Source organism: Aquimarina macrocephali JAMB N27 (assembly GCF_000520995.1).
Lineage (GTDB): Bacteria > Bacteroidota > Bacteroidia > Flavobacteriales > Flavobacteriaceae > Aquimarina > Aquimarina macrocephali.
Genome location: NZ_JACA01000036.1, coordinates 75,839 through 92,025, shown reverse-complemented (window position 1 = coordinate 92,025; position 16,187 = coordinate 75,839). Strand labels below are relative to the sequence as shown.

Genomic DNA, 16,187 nt, shown 5'->3' with positions numbered 1-16,187 from the left:
CAATCTGAAACACCCGTAAAACACTGGCAAAAAGCACTTTATTGGATTTAATCTAATTCAACAAAAATCTTTTGGATTTAAACAAATCCAATTTCAGGTTTTTAAATCCAATCGGATTTGTTAAATTGAAAAGCAAAATTCCCACATCATTTTATGGAAGATTATAAAGGCGAGCTAAAAATCTTGATAGAAGAGTTAGATGCTTGGTACAAAAAAATAATAAAAAGTTCAGGAGGACTTAATCATTTTACGAAATGGCTTGATGAAAATGGAATCACAGGGATAAAGAGGTCTTCTATAGAGGGATGTAGGAAGATTTTAAAAGATCAAGAAATAAGTCCACTTGTTTCATCATTCATTTTTAATTCGGACAGTAATGTCGGTAAAGCCAAAACAATTATTCGGTTTGCTAAAAAATATTTTCAATCTCTGAAACATCCTTTTGAAGATAGAATTTGGTTTTTCTATTTTTTAGATATTGGCAGTAGTAAATATGATAAATATCCTAAAATCGGAAGAGGCTTGTTAAAAACACATTCTGAGTTTAATGCAGCATTAGAAAATGTACCTGACGGATTCAGTCAAAATTATGAAGGAAAGTACCGTTCTATAAATGATAATGTGATCTTTTTTGATTTAAACACGCCTGATGAGAGAAAAAGACTTCATCTAAAAATTTGTTTTCATAGTATAGAAAATGAAATCATGCTTGGCACGTATAGTACTTTTGATCGTTTAAGAGTTCTATCGGGCTCTATATTATTAGAACAAATAACACATCAAAACTATACAGATGAAGCGACTAAACCCATTTTAGTTTCAAGTATCGATCATAAAGAAAAATTCAATGCTATTGATCCTGCTATTCGAAGATATCTTTCTAATAAAAAAAAGAATTATTATAAAGCACCAAATTTTATCCCTAATAAAGACACACTTCACGGATATGTTTCAAAATGTGCTCCTCCTAGTCTAGAACATATTGAGAATCGATTTTTAGAGCTTCAAAAACCAATTATATTTCTCTCCACACCACAAAGTGGATTGATTAATGACGAAACAACACTTGAGTTAAAAAAAGCAACCATTCAAAATATCATTCACAATTTAAAAAAAGAATTTCAGGACTTTCAAATTAGATATGAGGATACGGGTCTTACAAATGCTAAAGAAATTATACATCCATTCAATAATTTAAGATTATTACAACAAACACGCTATTTTATTATCATTCTGACAAAAACAGACAAAGCCTCTTTTTCGCTCATACAATTGGGTTGGGCTATCGCATATTGCAAATATGTTTTAATTATTTATGAAGACGGTGCAATTTCGGAAAGGTTAAAAGCATTAGAAAAAATAAGTGCGAATATTCAAAGAATAAAAATATCGAATATTGCTGAAGAACAAGAAAAAATCTGTCAGGAAATATCATTCTTCATTCTTTCCCATAAACTTGACAAAAATAAAATAGAATTGTAAAAATACCACATTATAAAATAAAGATAAGGGTGGTAAGTGGTGCCAATTCAACGACGACCAAATGAAGAATGTACTGAAACTAGTCGACTATATATACTTGGTGGTAAACTAGACACATTGGCTGATAATTTTTATGAGAGTGCCGGAGTTGATGCAGGATTAGAAGTGGAAAATCTTGCGTGTTTTCTAGAAGATTCTAAATGGGATGTTGAGCTAACTATTCTTCAGGATACCTTAAGGGATGATTACCCCAATCTCCTTCTAGAATGGGAAGGTGAAAAAGTCATGAAACTTATTCAAGATAAAATTGATGCCTTACCAGAACCAAATTTAACAGATTCAGAAAAAGCGCAACGAATATTAGAATATGCGGGCAGAATAGATTATAGCCTTTCTATGAACAAATATACTGGCATAGATGAAATTGAAAAACTCAAAGAAGAAATGAAGACTCTTGACTTGATGTAAATCTAATCCCTCTGTGCAAACTTACACCTTAGATATGTCTCTTTCGTAGACCAGCCTCTTGAGGGGCTTTTAAAGATAATCGCTTCAGCTTTAAAGCCATTGCTTTTATCTCCCCCCTTTTCAAGCATGGTAAATTCATGCGGAAAAACCTTCGGGAATAAATGCTCTGCAAGTGTCGCCTGACCAAGCTCAGTATGTTTTCTTTGAATAGATGTCATTTCCCTAAAATCCTGACCAATCAAATCAGATGCATAGGTGTTGGTGTCATGATCGTTTGATGCATGAAAAATCTTTGTTGTTAAATTCATCAATAAGGATTTTGTGCGCGATTCACTTCTGCTTGATCCCATTGCAGCGTAATAACTATTAATCCCTTGCGAAAGTAGCACAGTTGCACAAAGAGATGAGCGCGCCGTTGATTGAAACAACGCATCATAGACAGGGTTCATAAATAGGTGACTTTCATCGACCCATAAAAAACATGGACGAGGGTTTTCTTCTTTATCTGTATCTCTTCGCTCCATAGCTTGTTGAAAGATAAATTTGTAAAGCCCTTGCGCATATACACCTGCAATTAGATGCTCCTTAACAGGAAAATCCAAGATGATAATTCTACCTTCTTCATAGGTTAATTCTGGCCAAAGATCATCTGAAATTTCAGATGAGAATTGCTTTTGAAGTAAGCCCGTTTCAAAGGGTGCAATCAGTCCTAAAAATTGCTCAATCACAATCGATTTTGTGCGCTCAGAAAGTAATGCAAATTCTTTAAAAAAATAACTCTGAACCAGAGATCTTGCATTCTCCTGTGAGGTCGTCAAATCATCTCGTTCAATTGCCTTTAAAAGACAGCGCAAACAGTAATTATCTTCTTGCATAAGCTGTAATTTTTCAAAAGCAATATTTATATCTGCATCACCAGATTCTGGATCATTCATAATGTTATTGATCTGTAAAAACTGCTCTGCATTTTCCTTTGTAAGAGCATTTACGATCACCTCACGCATATTCATTATACTTAAATCTTCGCCCGCTAATTTGAGCAAATCAATCATTCTTGATATCGCTCTTTGCACAGCATTTTCCCAAAACTTCTCACTCCCATTTTCACCGCCCTCACCTGCCATAAAATTACGTGCAAGATTATTCAGGCTCATAATGAGATTGGTAATATTGAGCGTTTCACCTGCGCCTTTTCCAAAGCGTTGTTGCTCATATGCAATTGGATTAAAAGACCTACGCCCAGGAGAAAAAATCACCATGTCTTTTTCTCGACCAGCATTTTTAATATAAGCTTCCCAAGTTTTACGCTCGGATGGTTTGGCGCAAAGAACCAAACCACCATAGCCATTTTTTAAAAATGACTTGGCAATATGTTTTCCGCTTCCGCTCGTTTTTCCCGATCCAGTTGCACCAAAAATTTGCACCCCTTCAAAGGAATCTCCAATTGTAAATTTATCAGATGAGTGCTGTGGCCATGTGAAAAGGGTTTTATTTAACAGCTCGTATATTTTGTCGCTTTGCATAGATTTTTTTTCTGATTCAAGGCTGGAATCAAGCCATCTGTTTTCATTGAATTTTATATGATTCAGTGATTCCTAATGTTGATAGAACAACCTCTAATTGCGTTAACTGATTCAAAGTTAAGGATTATTTTTATATATTTGTAGATGTCTTAGCTTGCTAAGACGTGAAGTCTACTGAAATTTTATGACAAATCCGACAGGAACATATTGAAACGTCGTAGAACAACAAGAATAAAGATTGATGAATGTTAAGCATTGAACCAAGTAAAAATACCGCCGCTGCTATTTCCTATTTTCGGGTGAATTTAGCGATGAATGATTACTACTCTGAGAAGGAGCAAGTGATCGGTCAATGGCATGGAAATGCGGCAATGAAACTTGGATTAAGCGGTGATGTGAAGGCGCAAGATTTTGAAAACCTATTGCACAATCAAGACCCAAATACAGGCGATAGATTAACCGCAAGAAACTCAGCAAATCGCAGACCGATGTATGATTTCACATTCTCGCCTGTTAAATCTGTTTCTGTTATGCATGCCATAACAGGTGATCAAGATATCATCAATGCGCATCATGATGCGGTCAAAAAAACCATGCTTGAGGTTGAAACCAATATCCAAACACAGATCGGAACACAAGGAAAAGGTAGAGGAAAAGAATACGTTAAAACGGGTAACATTGCTTATGCAGAATTTCTACATGATACGACAAGACCAACATTACAAGATTTAAAATCGGGCAAAAATTATGTGCCAGATCCACAGCTTCATTCTCATTGCGCGGTCATTAATGCAACATATTTTGAGAAACAAAATAGATGGCGTGCAATAGAGATTTACGGCGTTAAAAAACAATCCCCTTATTACGAAGCGTTCTATCATTCCACCATGAGGCAGAACCTTAAAAAAGCAGGATATGAAACATATGATACAGATGAGCGTTGGGAAATTTTAGGCGTTGATCGCAAAGTCATTGAGAAATATTCAACCCGTAATGAGGAGATAAATTCATTCGCTCAAAAAGAGGGAATATCTGACCCAAAACACAAAGCAAAATTAGGACGAATAACACGTCATGATAAGAACAAATCTGTTCCTGAAAATGAGTTAAATTCTATCTGGAAAGATCGTCTATCTTTAAGCGAATATCACGCAATTGTGAACGCTAAAAAAAGCAATGGTAAGGATAAAACTTCGGGGGCTATTTCAATTGATTTTAATCAAGAAAAAGCAACGCCAGAAATCAAACAATCAGTCCAAACAACCATTGCCATTAATCAAGCCTTACAGCATTTTATGGAGCGTAATTCTGGCATAGAAAAAAACCGTGTTTTAGATTATGCATTAAGGCTTACCAATGGCAAAGTTTCCCCTGAAGAAGTAAAACAAAATTTAGAAGCGCGAGATAATATCTTAAGTGCCACAAATAAAAAAGGCATTGAGTTCATAACAACCGATTGGATGAACCAGCAAGAAGAATATCTAATCGAACGCGCAGCCGACAGCAAAGCAACACAGCCAGCCCTTAATCCAAATTATAAAATAGATGCGCCTTATTTTACCAAAGGGCAAAAAATGGCAGTTGATCATGTGCTAAACAGCAAGGATAAAATTATCCTTGTATCGGGTGATGCTGGTACAGGAAAAACCACCCTGCTTAAAGAAATTCAAGAAGGTATAAAATACGGCAATAAGAAACTCCATATGTTCGCCCCCTCTTCCGATGCTGCTAAAAACGTGTTGCGCAAAGAAGGGTTTGAAAATGCCGATACAATTGCGAGATTATTAGTCGATACAAAGATGCAAGAACAAATGCGCGGCGGTGTCATAGGAATAGATGAAGCAGGGCTTGTTGGTGTTCCGACTATGAATAAGCTTATCACAATAGCAGAGAAGCAAAATGCGCGACTATTGCTTTCAGGAGATTGGAAACAACACTCTTCCGTTGAGGCAGGATGCGGCATGAAACTCATTGAAACAATATCAAAGGTCAAAGCTGCAAGAGTTAATGAAATCGTGCGTCAACGTCATGTAGAAACCTATAAAAAAGTCGTTGAGAAAATGGCATCTGCTATTGGCAGAAAAAACGAAACACAGCGCAAAGAAGAAATGGGAACGGCTTTTGAAGCCTTGAACAAAAACGATAATATCATTGAGATTAAAAACAAGGCTGCCCGTCATGAACATGTCGCTAATGCATATTTAACGCATACTAAGAAAAAAGACGATGATGCAATCATTGTTTCCCCTAGCAAAAAACAAGGGCGCATTCTGACCGATACAATCCGTCAAAAACTACGTGATGAAGGGCGTATAGGCAAAAAGGATAAAGACTTTTATGCATTGCGCTCTAAGCAATTAACGGCTCAACAAAAACAAAACCCTAATAATTATAATCAAGGTGATGCGATTGAGTTTCACCAATATGTAAGAGGATTTAAAACAGGATTGCAGTATATCGTAAACAGTATCGATAAAGACAATGTTCACATCAAATCAGAGGAAGAGGAAAACACAAGAGTTCTACCTTTGCTAAATAAGGGCAAGTTTGAAGTCTATAACAAGCAAGAAATCCAGTTCGCCCGTAAAGATATGATCCGTATTACTAAAAACACCAAAAGCCTAGAGGGTAAAGCCCTTCATAATGGGCAAAATTATAAGATTAAAAGCTTTGATTGGCGCGGGGATATCATCCTTGAAAATGGTGCAACCATTCCAAAAACCAACCACCATATAGATCATGGCTATGTGACAACCTCACCAGCATCTCAAGGTAAAACAGCAAAAACCGTGATTGTGTCTCAGGATAAATCAGCGGGTAAAGCAGCCTATGACAAACAATTCTATGTCTCTGTATCAAGAGGAAGTGAAAACTGCCTCATTTATACCGATGATAAATACGCTCTTAAAGATGCCATCTCTAAAAGCAATGAGGGAATGAGCGCAACCGAAATTAAAGCCGCAAAACAAGAGGCAGAGCGTAAAGAAGCCCTAAGAGATCAAGAAATAGAAGAACATCAAACGCATATGAATAGAATGCGTGAGTATATAGATACCCATATTAAGCCTGCGTATGAAAACTTTAAAACAGAAATGAATCATGAGCCAGAGCAAGAATACAAACAACCTCAACACGGACAAGCTGGCGGAGAAATGGAAGAACCGCAACCCTGCTAAAGAACAGGACACGGAAGAACCAAAAGAGCCAGTTGAAAATCTGACGTTTAAAACGCCAGCCAATGAAGCTGTGCTTAAAAATGATGAGCCAAAAATCACACGTAAATATTTTGCGATAGATGAGGCGCATAAAACAGCATCCGTTAAAATCATGTTCAAAGGCGGTAATAGGCTCTATCAGCCTTATATTGGAATTTCTTATATGGACTACGATGCCGATAAAGGTCTAACTATTCACGCAGGTAAAAGGGCAATAAATATTGAGGGGCGTAATCTTGAAATTCTCGCAGATCATATGAGTAATCAAAATGTAGATTGGATTGCAGAAAGTAAAACAAAGCATGACAATCATAAAACAGAAATCTTCATTTCTAAAATTACATTTTATTCTGAATAAAAAAATCGCTGGCGCGACTATTGTCCGAACGCTTCGCTTTTCGGAAGTTAAAAGTTTAAGGGACTTATCAGTCCCCTCTTTTTGTTAAACAAAAATTCACCCCAGATTATGCTAACAAGTATTTAATGAAGGATGTTTTTTCACTAATAGGGTTTATGTGCGGTGGTAAAAGGAACTGTTGTAACGAATTTATTTTTCTTAAAGTCGCTTTCATCTGTTCCAGCGCGTTTTAAATGCGGGTGGTTTTTGCCCTGCACTTTTTCGTGCCGGGTAACAAATGACCTAAATTTAAAAAATGGCAATCATGAAGGTCTAAATCTGCGATATTTTAACAATCCTAAATTCATCTATAACCGCATCAAGATCACCATTTTCAATCGCCTCGTTGGTATCGGCGATATGTTCATCAATTTCTTTTTGTGCGGCTCGATAGCTTGTAAAGGTCTGGGGAATGCTTTTATTGTCATCATCTATAACTGACCATGTATTGAGCCAACCATCAGAAGCGGTTAAGGTTTGCACTTCATATAAAACACCAGAATCCTGTGTACCATAACGCTCGGCTATATTTGCATCCAAAGCTTGGTTTTCATTGTTTAAAACTTCAATCACGGGATGAGGTATAAGATGTGTGAAATCATATTCGGCGCGGATCGTTTTAGACCATGCTGATTCCACATAATAACGCACATGAACATCTTCAACGATAATGCTATGCATTTCAAAACGACAAGCATATTGCATATCAATAAAGCTTTGTTTTGAAATCACCTCTGATGGTACTTCTATATAGAGCTTTTGAACATTGGAGTTATATTTTAAAATATTTCGCGCACTCTCAATTTGGTCATGCAAACGAGGCGTTACGCAAAGCTCGATTTCATCAGGCCAAGAACAAAACTCAGTGTAAAAGAATTTTTTAATTATGCTATACGTCATTTAGTCCTCTTAAACACCATAGAATAAAGATAAGCCTCACGCCAGATAAGGCGCGAGGACATGCTATTTTATTCACTTGGCATAATTTTATCAGGGTCTATTGCAGGAAATTGAAACGCTTCTGGTGTCCAATCATATGCTTTTTGCTCATTGGCAGACGGTTTTTCTAAAGAACGAATGCGCTTAAAATTATCAGCCATAGATTTGACCAATTTACCTTTCTTATAACCATCACCAGTCCCAAAAAGATGCGATAATTTGCTTTCACTAATGATCTCTTTTAACTGGCTCATATTACGGCGTTTCAAAAATGGTTCATCTGGTATCCAACATTCTGACATATCAACTTTTAAATCCTGAGCAACACGGTTAAATAAACTCTCCTCATTTGTATCAAGCCGATCACTTTGCAATTGACCAAAGCATAATATGGTTAAAAGTGAATGCATGTTTTCTAGCTCTTCATTACTTAGGGTTTTAAGGATTATGTAATAATCTAAGCTTGTTACTGAATTACGATAATTGTTAAAAAAAGAATATATAAGATATGGAATTTCATCACTATCAAGTATTTTAAAGGTCGCTAAAACCGATATTATACTTGTCTTTATAGTCTCAAACGAATTTGACTGACTTTCTTCTTCATCAAAATAAGACAAACAGTTATGCAAATCTAATTTAATGCCATTACTCCTCGATAGCATTTGAACAATAGCAAGCTCTTTTGCGATGCGTGGGTTTTCCAGTAAGGCAGCTTGTACCGCTATTGATTTATGCATAGCGATATATTCACAAATAGGCTTTGAATATGTGGCGCGTGGTTTTGCTTCCGCAAGTTCAACAGCTTTTTCATCAAGTTTGCGATTGATGAGGTTTTTATGAATTTCAACCTCTCCAGATGGCATGACATGAATAACAGCCCCACCAGTTTCGTCCTCCTCTGGCTGCGAATATTGCCAATCAGAAAAGTACCCTCTTTCAATAATTTCAATAGGAGCAAAGCCATCTAATGACAGTTCATATTCTCGGATTTGAATGGCTTCATTTTGCAATGTCCAAAACGCATCCATGTCATCAAAAAAAGTGGTGTCATCATCTCCGAATAAATCACTGCTAAATGTTCCTTTATAAAGTTTCGTATCAAATAGAGCATGAGAAAGACAGGCTTTATCATCAGTCATATACTCCTTAATATCATCAACATCAAAATGAGATAAATTGCGTTGTGTTATTAAATCGACTTGCTGTTTTTGCGTTCCTACGGTCAAGGCTTCGGCTTGGGATAATGTAATCTCTTTATTATTAAGGGCTGCTTTTGCTTCATCACATAAAGCAGAAAGAGCAAGTCGGCGTTTTATTGTGGAGAGACTTAAACCCGTTTGCGCGACAATATCATCAAGGCTCATATGATCTTGTAACAAGCCAACAACTGCCGCCGCTTCTTCCAAAGGGGATAGATTTTCACGTTGTATATTTTCTATTGTGGCGATGCGGTGCATTTCTTCATCTGTTAAGCCATCCTCTATTTTAACAGGAACATCAAAATCTTTTGGCAAATCTTCATTCGCAACTAATAAAGATAATGCTCTAAATCTACGTTCTCCTGAAATTATAGTATAGGTTTTTGCTTTGCCTTTGGGTTTGGCAACGACAAGATTTTGCAAAAGCCCATCTGTTTTAATGCTTGCGGCCAGTCCTGCAATCGTATGATCGTCAAAGCTCTTACGCGGGTTGTTTTTTGATGGTTTAATTTGGTTAAGTGGTATCATTTGAAGTGTCATTTTAAGTTCTCCTTATATTTATTGATGCAAAATTGCACCGTGGAACAGCCCTTTACGGGCTGCTCGTTGGTGAAATCTATTATTTGAATAAATCGAGTTGATCGGCGTTTAATATCGGCATGACTTCAAAATCAGCCCGAACAGGTATTTCAGCTTTAAGCACTTCTTTGAACATGCGCCCATGCCTACCAAGGAAAGGAATTGCAGCAGGTGTATATGCACTTTCAAATGTTTCTAGTGATAATGAATTGCCATGAATAACTTCCGCAGCAATTCCGCGCAAAGCAAGCTGAACAAAAAGCATATGATAGGTACTTTTATTAAGTTCTGTGACTTGCACACTCATACAGTCCATAGGCTCAAAGCCTTTTTCCTGTACGATGTCAGCAGCGCATAAAACCATGCAACCCGCACCCGCTGCGGGGTCGTTTAATGTAAAAAAACCATCTTCTTTGATAAGGCTTTCAATGTCGGGCAATGTGATATGCGCCATAAGTTTAGCAACATGATAAGGCGTGAAAAATTGTCCATTTTTCTTATCAAGTGCGCCAAGTTCCGCTGCAAGTTCGCCTAAAAAATCACACCCTGTTTCGTGAAGTGCTTGGATTGTCAGACCAACCAATTTAGGCATTAAACGTACATCATCTTTATTTTTATAAGTGCCAACGATAGACATATATTGATCTTCTAATTTGTCTGCTCTTATCTGGTTTTGAGCTGTGATTTTTGCATGAGCGCAATAAGACATTTCACAAAAATTTCTAAAATGCTCTTGCCTATGTTTAGAACGATCCATTTCATCAATGGTTTTGATAAAGTCTTTTTTGAGTGCTTGAATTTTCATTACGCACCCCCTTGAATCATAGGAATAAAACGCTTTGGAGCATATGAACCGTAAGTTTCACGGATTTCTGAAAGTGTTTTATTGCCTTTGGAACGGCTCTTAAAATCTTCTGGGCGGAAATACCACGCTTTCTTTTTTGATGCCCATCTAAAGTTGGCTTCTTTTAAAACATCTTTATGTTTTCGTGTATCCCCTGTCACCCAAACCCACGCGCCACAAATTTCAATTACAAGATCAGATATATTCAAAATGGCGTTAAGCGCATCATTTAATAAATCACTGTAATCTGTTTGTTGTTCTTTAATTTCGCCTTGATAATCTTTAAGTGCATCATAAGCTTGATTAATGATTTTCATCATTTCTTCGCCTGCCTTGTTAATATCAGGATGATATTTTTTACAGGCTGCCCGATAAGCTGTTTTTGTCTTCTCTGGTGTAATCTCTCCAAAAATTCCAAGTATTTTTGCTGCATCATAGATATTCATTAAAATTTTCCTTTTTAATTGTTGTCTATGTTTCGGCTTGCCTGAACGTTTGCTTATTAGAGCAAAAACCTTCTTCAAATGAACTTGCGCCCCAAAACATAATTTTTTTGGGGCGACAAGAATTGTCGCTACAAAGCGGCTGAATCCGTCAAGGGAAAAACACTTCGCGAGAAGTGCTTGGGTGAAAATCAACGAAATTTTATTGCCTTTCCTAGTTCACGACGGAAAGCAGTAAAATCTTCGGATTATTTTTAGCTTTTACGCTTTACGAATTGAGACAAGGATTCTGATACAGAAAAAAAGCCATTCCATACTTTGGAATGACTCCCGTTAAAAGCATCGCCTGAGGCGATACATATTTATTAAAAGGGAAACGAGGAGCGATAAACTTGTGTGGGAGAATACCGCCCCTCTAAATGGTTGTATACTACCAGTTAATTACCAAATTAAAGAGGGACTGCTACAAATGCAAGAACTATCCAATCTTAATTGTATATATGCGAGATTTTTGTATTGCCCATTCTTAATCAAGATAAAGAAAACATGAAAACTGAGCTTGGAGATATTATAAAATATCTTCGTAATAAGCAGGACATGACACAAGAGGATTTAGCCGAAAACTCAAGACTAGGTTTATCGACAATTAGTAAAATTGAGCAAGGCGTTTATGACACCACTCTTTTTAACCTCCTGAAGATATCAAAAGTACTGAGCGTTGATCCTGGCATTATAGTTTCTGCTCTTAATGATTTTAAAGATGGGAAAACACAAAGAGCCGTCCTGAGCGTGCAGAGTAAAATCAAAAAATAAGAAAAGCAGCTCTTAACGACATGAACCGAGCAAAGATTTAAGATAAGACAAACTCGCTTTGACTTAGTGTAATTTTGTGAAGGATGAATGAGGTAAGAATGCTGTAATTTCACACTTGAACACCCCTCTATTATTCTATACATCTATGTACATCTTAAAAAAGATAGGTGTTCGCACCAAGCCCCATTGTCTTAAATCCCCACAGGATGATCCGATGGGGCTATTTTTTTGCCAAGAGAGCATAAAAAAATCCCCTCACAGTGAAGTGAGAGGATTATTGAGAAAAAGATTTTTAAAGATCAAAGTTTAGAATTTCATTTTCAATCTCTGTTTTTCGGGATGTTAATGTCTCCTGAAGAACATCGGTAACAATCTGGATTAAATTATTATTAGATGTTTTGAACTCTTTGTAATTTTCATCTTTAATTGAAAATACACAACTATCGCCGTTATTGAATTTAAACTTGTTTAGATCATTCAATGTGGTCGTTAATCTCTCTCTTTGATTTGCTAACCCTTTGAGCTTTTCAAAGTTGGTAATGCGCTCTTCTAAGGATTTAGTGACTTTTACATCAATTGCTTCCTGTGCAAGCTTTTTCACTGGTGGTGTTGTTTTTGTTGTTGCACCATTTTTTGTGTTCGCTGCTGGAGTCTTTTTTTCTACTCCATTTTGTTTTGCTGTTCCTGCCATAATTTCTAATATTTAAGATTAAACATTTATTTTAAATGCTTTTTCGATCCATTTGGCTTTTGTGATCTCGAAAGCGGTGCAATAATTGGCGCGAAGCATGACGGGCAAGATGGCAGCGGTTATTTTTTGTTTTTCTCAAAAAATGTTCGTGTCCCCGAAGGGCTTGGTCTTGCATCCTCCTTTTGGAAATCTAGCGACTATATTTGCATAAGAGTAGAGAGATTGCCAAAGCCAAGTCGAGACATTAACTCTAAATATGATGCTTAAAACAATGAAAGGGTGACAGCTTCAAACTGGAATTAAAAACACAGATAGAGGCAATCGATAAGGAACATCGTTTAGTTTACAAGGTAACTGACACCTCTAGCTCAATGTAAATACCATTATTAACGAGCATAAAAAAACCCTCATCTAATGATGAAGGCTTATAAAGTAAGGGCTATATTTAGCGCCCTCCTTTAAGTCTGTTGTGAGGTTGTTGAGGAGAGTGTGAACCATATTTGCTACGGATCTCATCAAGTGATTTTGAGCCTTTTGATTTGCTTCGATAATCTTCTGGTCTGAAATACCATGCACGTTTCTTAAATGCCCATTTAAAACCAGCCTCTTTTAACGCTGTTTTATGATCTTTGGTATTTCCAGTGATCCAGATCCATGAGCCACAGATTTCAATGACCAGACCTGAAAGATTTATGATACTGTTTAAAGCTTCGTTCAATGTATCACCGTAATCAGTTTGTTGGTCTTTGGTTTGACCTTGATAGTCTTTTAGAACCTCATAAGCTTCATTGATAATTTTCATCATATCCTCACCAGCAGGGTTAACATCTGGATGATATTTCTTAGAGGCTTCTCTAAAAGCCTGTTTGGTTGTTTTAGGGGTGATCTCACCTGTTAATCCAAGGATTTTTGCTGCATCGTAAATAGTCATGACATTTAGATTTAAAAATTAATATGTGGTTTTGTTTTTTCATGCCATGTGCAGCAAAATCAAAGAATCCAATGACGCAATGAGGGAAGTGAAATTGCATTTGGATTTTTGGTTTTAGATTTGCCGTTAAAAAAACAAAGCCACTTTTTTAAATCTGTGAATGGGTCATATGTGATGCGAATAATTAAAGGAGACATAAAAAATCCCCTCACCAATAGTGATGAGAGGATTGATCTTTAAGGAAAGAAAGCTTATTCAGCCTCTTCTCGTGATTGTGGTACAAACTGATCTATTTCGATGTAGTGTGTTTTACCAAATTTTGAAGGTTCTCTACGTTCCACGACTTTGATATTCAGATAAGTTTTACCATCATATTCATAAGTGAATTTCTTAATATTTTCATCTTTTAAACTGTCGAGGCATATTGCACCTTCTACTAAAGAGTTTCCAAATTTTTCTGAAGCTTTAAGGTTTTTTCCGATAATGATTTTCTTTGCATTTTCCATGATTTCTATTTTTAAGGTGTTTATTAATTGCATGCAGAGTTTTGGGCGAAAAGGGAAAAACAAATACGGGGCGCGCAGGCGCATCATTTTTAAAAAGGTCGGAAGGCTGCCTTTAGGTATACCGCTTTTTTAAAAAGACGTGCCGTAGAGGCTTTATCCCAGCCCTATCTTAGTATGTAATTATATATAATCACTGCTCTTAAAAACGAAATCGGAGAATGTGAAATCATAGGAAAAAATTACGATTTAATTTGTTATATTTATGTTATAAACACAACCCCTCAAGTGCAACATTTTGTCCTGAGGGATTTTTTTTCATATAAAGTTTAAATATAGTAATGATATTGAAAATCTAAACCATTAATTATGTGGAGTACAATTCAAGATATAACTACGCCCATTGCTTTGGTAGCATTTATTATCGCTGTTATTCTTAAAGCTTATCAAATTAAGTTAAAGGCAAAAAACAAAAAAATTGCTAGTATTCCAAGTAAAGAAAGATCAAATATCTTAGAATCAGAAGTGTTCGGCATACATCTTCAAAATCAATTAAACACACTTGGGTTAACCAAAACACAAAGATTTAAGATTGCACAAGAAATTATTTCACAAAGAATTCAGAAATTAAAAATATATTTTAAAATCACTATTACATTAGGAATTTTACTTTTAACTCTTATTCTAGGTATCTATATTATAGATTACTTCAAAGAACGCTATAAAAATAAGAAAACGAGCGAAATGGTGTCAAATATGATGACCCAGCTATCAAAACACCAAGAAGAAAAAATAGGTAAAGAAAAACTGTTCGGTGAACAATTAATTAAATTTAATCGAATAAGTGAATTGATTAACGCTCCTTCCGAAATTGAATTTATACATAGGCTGGGATACACCGAGATCATAGAAAAAAATTTAAATTTTTTAATTGATGATTTTTTTCATTACAAGTTCGAAACTGATAAACCAGATATATCTGCATTTGGTGAAAAAGTATATTTTTGGACTCTTGATAACATTCCATTAATTGGTAATGATTTACCAGATGGAGAAGTTATACCCAAGGCTGGATATAAAGTTAAAATGCGTAAAGAGGATCCCAACTTTATCCGATTAACTTATATATACATATCAAATGATTATGTTCAGCATTATACTGAATTATCACAATTAAACTCCTCTCCTTTCATGACTAAAGAAACAAAATGTCTATTAGGTGAATATCTATATACAATAGAAAATAATTTAACAATTATAGGGGTAGAAATTAATAATTTAATTACAGAAATAGATTTGAGATACAGTACTGTAGAAGATATAAAAATGGACAACAGAGAATGGGCATACAACATTATTATTAGTAAACTGACACCGATTAAACCTAAAGCCGATGCAATAAATATTTATTTCAATGAAAAATGGAATATTGAAGGAATTTAATCATTGCTTTAACTTATAAAAAGTCTAAATATCTAAAATACCCTACATCAAAGATAAAATACTGAACAAATAATAAAGCAACAAATACCTTTCTAAATTGACAGGGGAAAAATGAAGAACACATCGAGCAAAACTATCTTTTGTTTTAGGTATGTTTTAGGAAGGCAATAAAAAAAGGGCTTCAATTTCTTGAAACCCTTATCATTGCTAGTAGCGGGAACAGGACTCGAACCTGTGACCTTCGGGTTATGAGCCCGACGAGCTGCCTACTGCTCTATCCCGCGATGTATATTATGTAAATCAGAAACCTGATTTGTAAATTTTCTTTTATAAGAACTGCCGATTATATCCTGTTCATATCTCATCTTGTAATCGGAGTGCAAATATACAATCATTTTTAATTTAAACAACACTATTTTTATTAAAAAAATATAAAATATCATAACACTCTTGTAATAAGCTATTTATTATCATTGTTCGATATTCAATATTTCAAAAGATACCAATTCTCGGTTCTCAAATCGTGGATGCAATTCAATAGGGTTACAACATACTTCACAGTCTTCAACATATACCTGATACGGTACAGAAGGATCCAAAAGCATCGATATTTCCTCCCAGCAATATGGACATTGAAAATGGTATTCGAACATAAACTAAATATAACACCTCTTATTCTTTTATATGATCAAGAGTTTGATTTTAATAATTTTC

General features: G+C 35.6%; 15 protein-coding genes and 1 tRNA gene. 6 read left to right on the top strand and 10 right to left on the bottom strand.

Going from position 1 to position 16,187, the window contains the following annotated elements:
- Positions 1-153 precede the first annotated feature (153 nt).
- Positions 154-1,482 (top strand): hypothetical protein, encoded by a 1,329-nt coding sequence (locus Z054_RS0119625; RefSeq protein WP_024771745.1) that lies wholly within the window; start codon positions 154-156, stop codon positions 1,480-1,482.
- Positions 1,483-1,518: 36 nt separating this feature from the next.
- Positions 1,519-1,950, top strand: a complete 432-nt coding sequence (locus Z054_RS0119620; RefSeq protein WP_024771744.1) for a hypothetical protein — start codon at positions 1,519-1,521, stop codon at positions 1,948-1,950.
- Between the two features lie 2 nt (positions 1,951-1,952).
- Here the strand turns inward: Z054_RS0119620 and Z054_RS0119615 are convergent, their stop codons facing one another.
- Complete coding sequence (locus Z054_RS0119615; protein ID WP_024771743.1) at positions 1,953-3,473, bottom strand: type IV secretory system conjugative DNA transfer family protein; 1,521 nt, start codon at positions 3,471-3,473, stop codon at positions 1,953-1,955.
- A 245-nt stretch (positions 3,474-3,718) separates the two neighbouring features.
- Between Z054_RS0119615 and mobF the strand changes: the two genes are divergently transcribed.
- The gene (gene mobF, locus Z054_RS0119610; RefSeq protein WP_024771742.1) at positions 3,719-6,649 is read left to right on the top strand and encodes a MobF family relaxase; all 2,931 of its coding nucleotides are present in this window, start codon (positions 3,719-3,721) and stop codon (positions 6,647-6,649) included.
- Positions 6,573-7,046, top strand: coding sequence for a hypothetical protein (locus tag Z054_RS0119605; protein WP_152538616.1), 474 nt, complete (start codon positions 6,573-6,575; stop codon positions 7,044-7,046). The genes mobF and Z054_RS0119605 overlap by 77 nt, the downstream gene beginning before the upstream one ends.
- A 312-nt stretch (positions 7,047-7,358) precedes the next feature.
- Here Z054_RS0119605 and Z054_RS0119600 read toward each other — a convergent pair whose 3' ends face one another.
- The 4 genes from Z054_RS0119600 to Z054_RS0119585 form a co-directional block, all read right to left on the bottom strand.
- The gene (locus Z054_RS0119600; protein WP_024771740.1) at positions 7,359-7,985 is read right to left on the bottom strand and encodes a hypothetical protein; all 627 of its coding nucleotides are present in this window, start codon (positions 7,983-7,985) and stop codon (positions 7,359-7,361) included.
- 68 nt (positions 7,986-8,053) lie between these two features.
- Positions 8,054-9,754, bottom strand: a complete 1,701-nt coding sequence (locus Z054_RS0119595; RefSeq protein ID WP_161635314.1) for a ParB/RepB/Spo0J family partition protein — start codon at positions 9,752-9,754, stop codon at positions 8,054-8,056.
- Between the two features lie 91 nt (positions 9,755-9,845).
- Entirely contained in the window at positions 9,846-10,610 is a 765-nt protein-coding gene (locus tag Z054_RS0119590) for an N-6 DNA methylase (RefSeq protein WP_024771738.1), read from the bottom strand.
- Entirely contained in the window at positions 10,610-11,287 is a 678-nt protein-coding gene (locus Z054_RS0119585) for a J domain-containing protein (RefSeq protein WP_206538805.1), read from the bottom strand. Before Z054_RS0119585 ends, Z054_RS0119590 begins: the two co-directional genes overlap by 1 nt.
- 351 nt (positions 11,288-11,638) lie before the next feature.
- Between Z054_RS0119585 and Z054_RS0119580 the strand changes: the two genes are divergently transcribed.
- Positions 11,639-11,905 (top strand): helix-turn-helix domain-containing protein, encoded by a 267-nt coding sequence (locus Z054_RS0119580; protein WP_024771736.1) that lies wholly within the window; start codon positions 11,639-11,641, stop codon positions 11,903-11,905.
- A gap of 292 nt (positions 11,906-12,197) precedes the next feature.
- On the opposite strand, the gene Z054_RS0119575 is transcribed toward Z054_RS0119580, so the two are convergent.
- The 3 genes from Z054_RS0119575 to Z054_RS0119565 form a co-directional block, all read right to left on the bottom strand.
- Positions 12,198-12,596, bottom strand: coding sequence for a hypothetical protein (locus Z054_RS0119575; protein WP_024771735.1), 399 nt, complete (start codon positions 12,594-12,596; stop codon positions 12,198-12,200).
- Positions 12,597-13,041: 445 nt separating this feature from the next.
- A complete protein-coding gene (locus tag Z054_RS0119570) occupies positions 13,042-13,527 on the bottom strand; it encodes a J domain-containing protein (RefSeq protein WP_024771734.1) in 486 nt (161 codons plus the stop codon).
- A 251-nt stretch (positions 13,528-13,778) separates the two neighbouring features.
- Positions 13,779-14,066, bottom strand: a complete 288-nt coding sequence (locus Z054_RS0119565) for a hypothetical protein (protein WP_024771733.1) — start codon at positions 14,064-14,066, stop codon at positions 13,779-13,781.
- A gap of 333 nt (positions 14,067-14,399) precedes the next feature.
- On the opposite strand from Z054_RS0119565, the gene Z054_RS0119560 reads away from it, so the two are divergent.
- On the top strand, positions 14,400-15,473 hold the full coding sequence (locus Z054_RS0119560; RefSeq protein WP_024771732.1) for a hypothetical protein: 1,074 nt from the start codon (positions 14,400-14,402) through the stop codon (positions 15,471-15,473).
- 211 nt (positions 15,474-15,684) lie between these two features.
- Here the strand turns inward: Z054_RS0119560 and Z054_RS0119555 are convergent.
- Both Z054_RS0119555 and Z054_RS0119550 read right to left on the bottom strand, forming a co-directional pair.
- Positions 15,685-15,757, bottom strand: a tRNA-Met gene (locus Z054_RS0119555).
- A 186-nt stretch (positions 15,758-15,943) separates the two neighbouring features.
- Positions 15,944-16,126 (bottom strand): CPXCG motif-containing cysteine-rich protein, encoded by a 183-nt coding sequence (locus Z054_RS0119550; RefSeq protein WP_024771731.1) that lies wholly within the window; start codon positions 16,124-16,126, stop codon positions 15,944-15,946.
- Positions 16,127-16,187: the final 61 nt, after the last annotated feature.

Bases quoted from the DNA above. Each gene is read 5' to 3' on its own strand.
- Z054_RS0119625 (WP_024771745.1), top strand. From the start codon at position 154: ATGGAAGATTATAAAGGCGAGCTAAAAATCTTGATAGAAGAGTTAGAT.
- Z054_RS0119615 (WP_024771743.1), bottom strand. From the start codon at position 3,473: ATGCAAAGCGACAAAATATACGAGCTGTTAAATAAAACCCTTTTCACA.
- mobF (WP_024771742.1), top strand. From the start codon at position 3,719: ATGTTAAGCATTGAACCAAGTAAAAATACCGCCGCTGCTATTTCCTAT.
- Z054_RS0119605 (WP_152538616.1), top strand. From the start codon at position 6,573: ATGAGCCAGAGCAAGAATACAAACAACCTCAACACGGACAAGCTGGCG.
- Z054_RS0119600 (WP_024771740.1), bottom strand. From the start codon at position 7,985: ATGACGTATAGCATAATTAAAAAATTCTTTTACACTGAGTTTTGTTCT.
- Z054_RS0119595 (WP_161635314.1), bottom strand. From the start codon at position 9,754: ATGATACCACTTAACCAAATTAAACCATCAAAAAACAACCCGCGTAAG.
- Z054_RS0119590 (WP_024771738.1), bottom strand. From the start codon at position 10,610: ATGAAAATTCAAGCACTCAAAAAAGACTTTATCAAAACCATTGATGAA.
- Z054_RS0119580 (WP_024771736.1), top strand. From the start codon at position 11,639: ATGAAAACTGAGCTTGGAGATATTATAAAATATCTTCGTAATAAGCAG.
- Z054_RS0119575 (WP_024771735.1), bottom strand. From the start codon at position 12,596: ATGGCAGGAACAGCAAAACAAAATGGAGTAGAAAAAAAGACTCCAGCA.
- Z054_RS0119570 (WP_024771734.1), bottom strand. From the start codon at position 13,527: ATGACTATTTACGATGCAGCAAAAATCCTTGGATTAACAGGTGAGATC.
- Z054_RS0119565 (WP_024771733.1), bottom strand. From the start codon at position 14,066: ATGCAATTAATAAACACCTTAAAAATAGAAATCATGGAAAATGCAAAG.
- Z054_RS0119560 (WP_024771732.1), top strand. From the start codon at position 14,400: ATGTGGAGTACAATTCAAGATATAACTACGCCCATTGCTTTGGTAGCA.
- Z054_RS0119550 (WP_024771731.1), bottom strand. From the start codon at position 16,126: ATGTTCGAATACCATTTTCAATGTCCATATTGCTGGGAGGAAATATCG.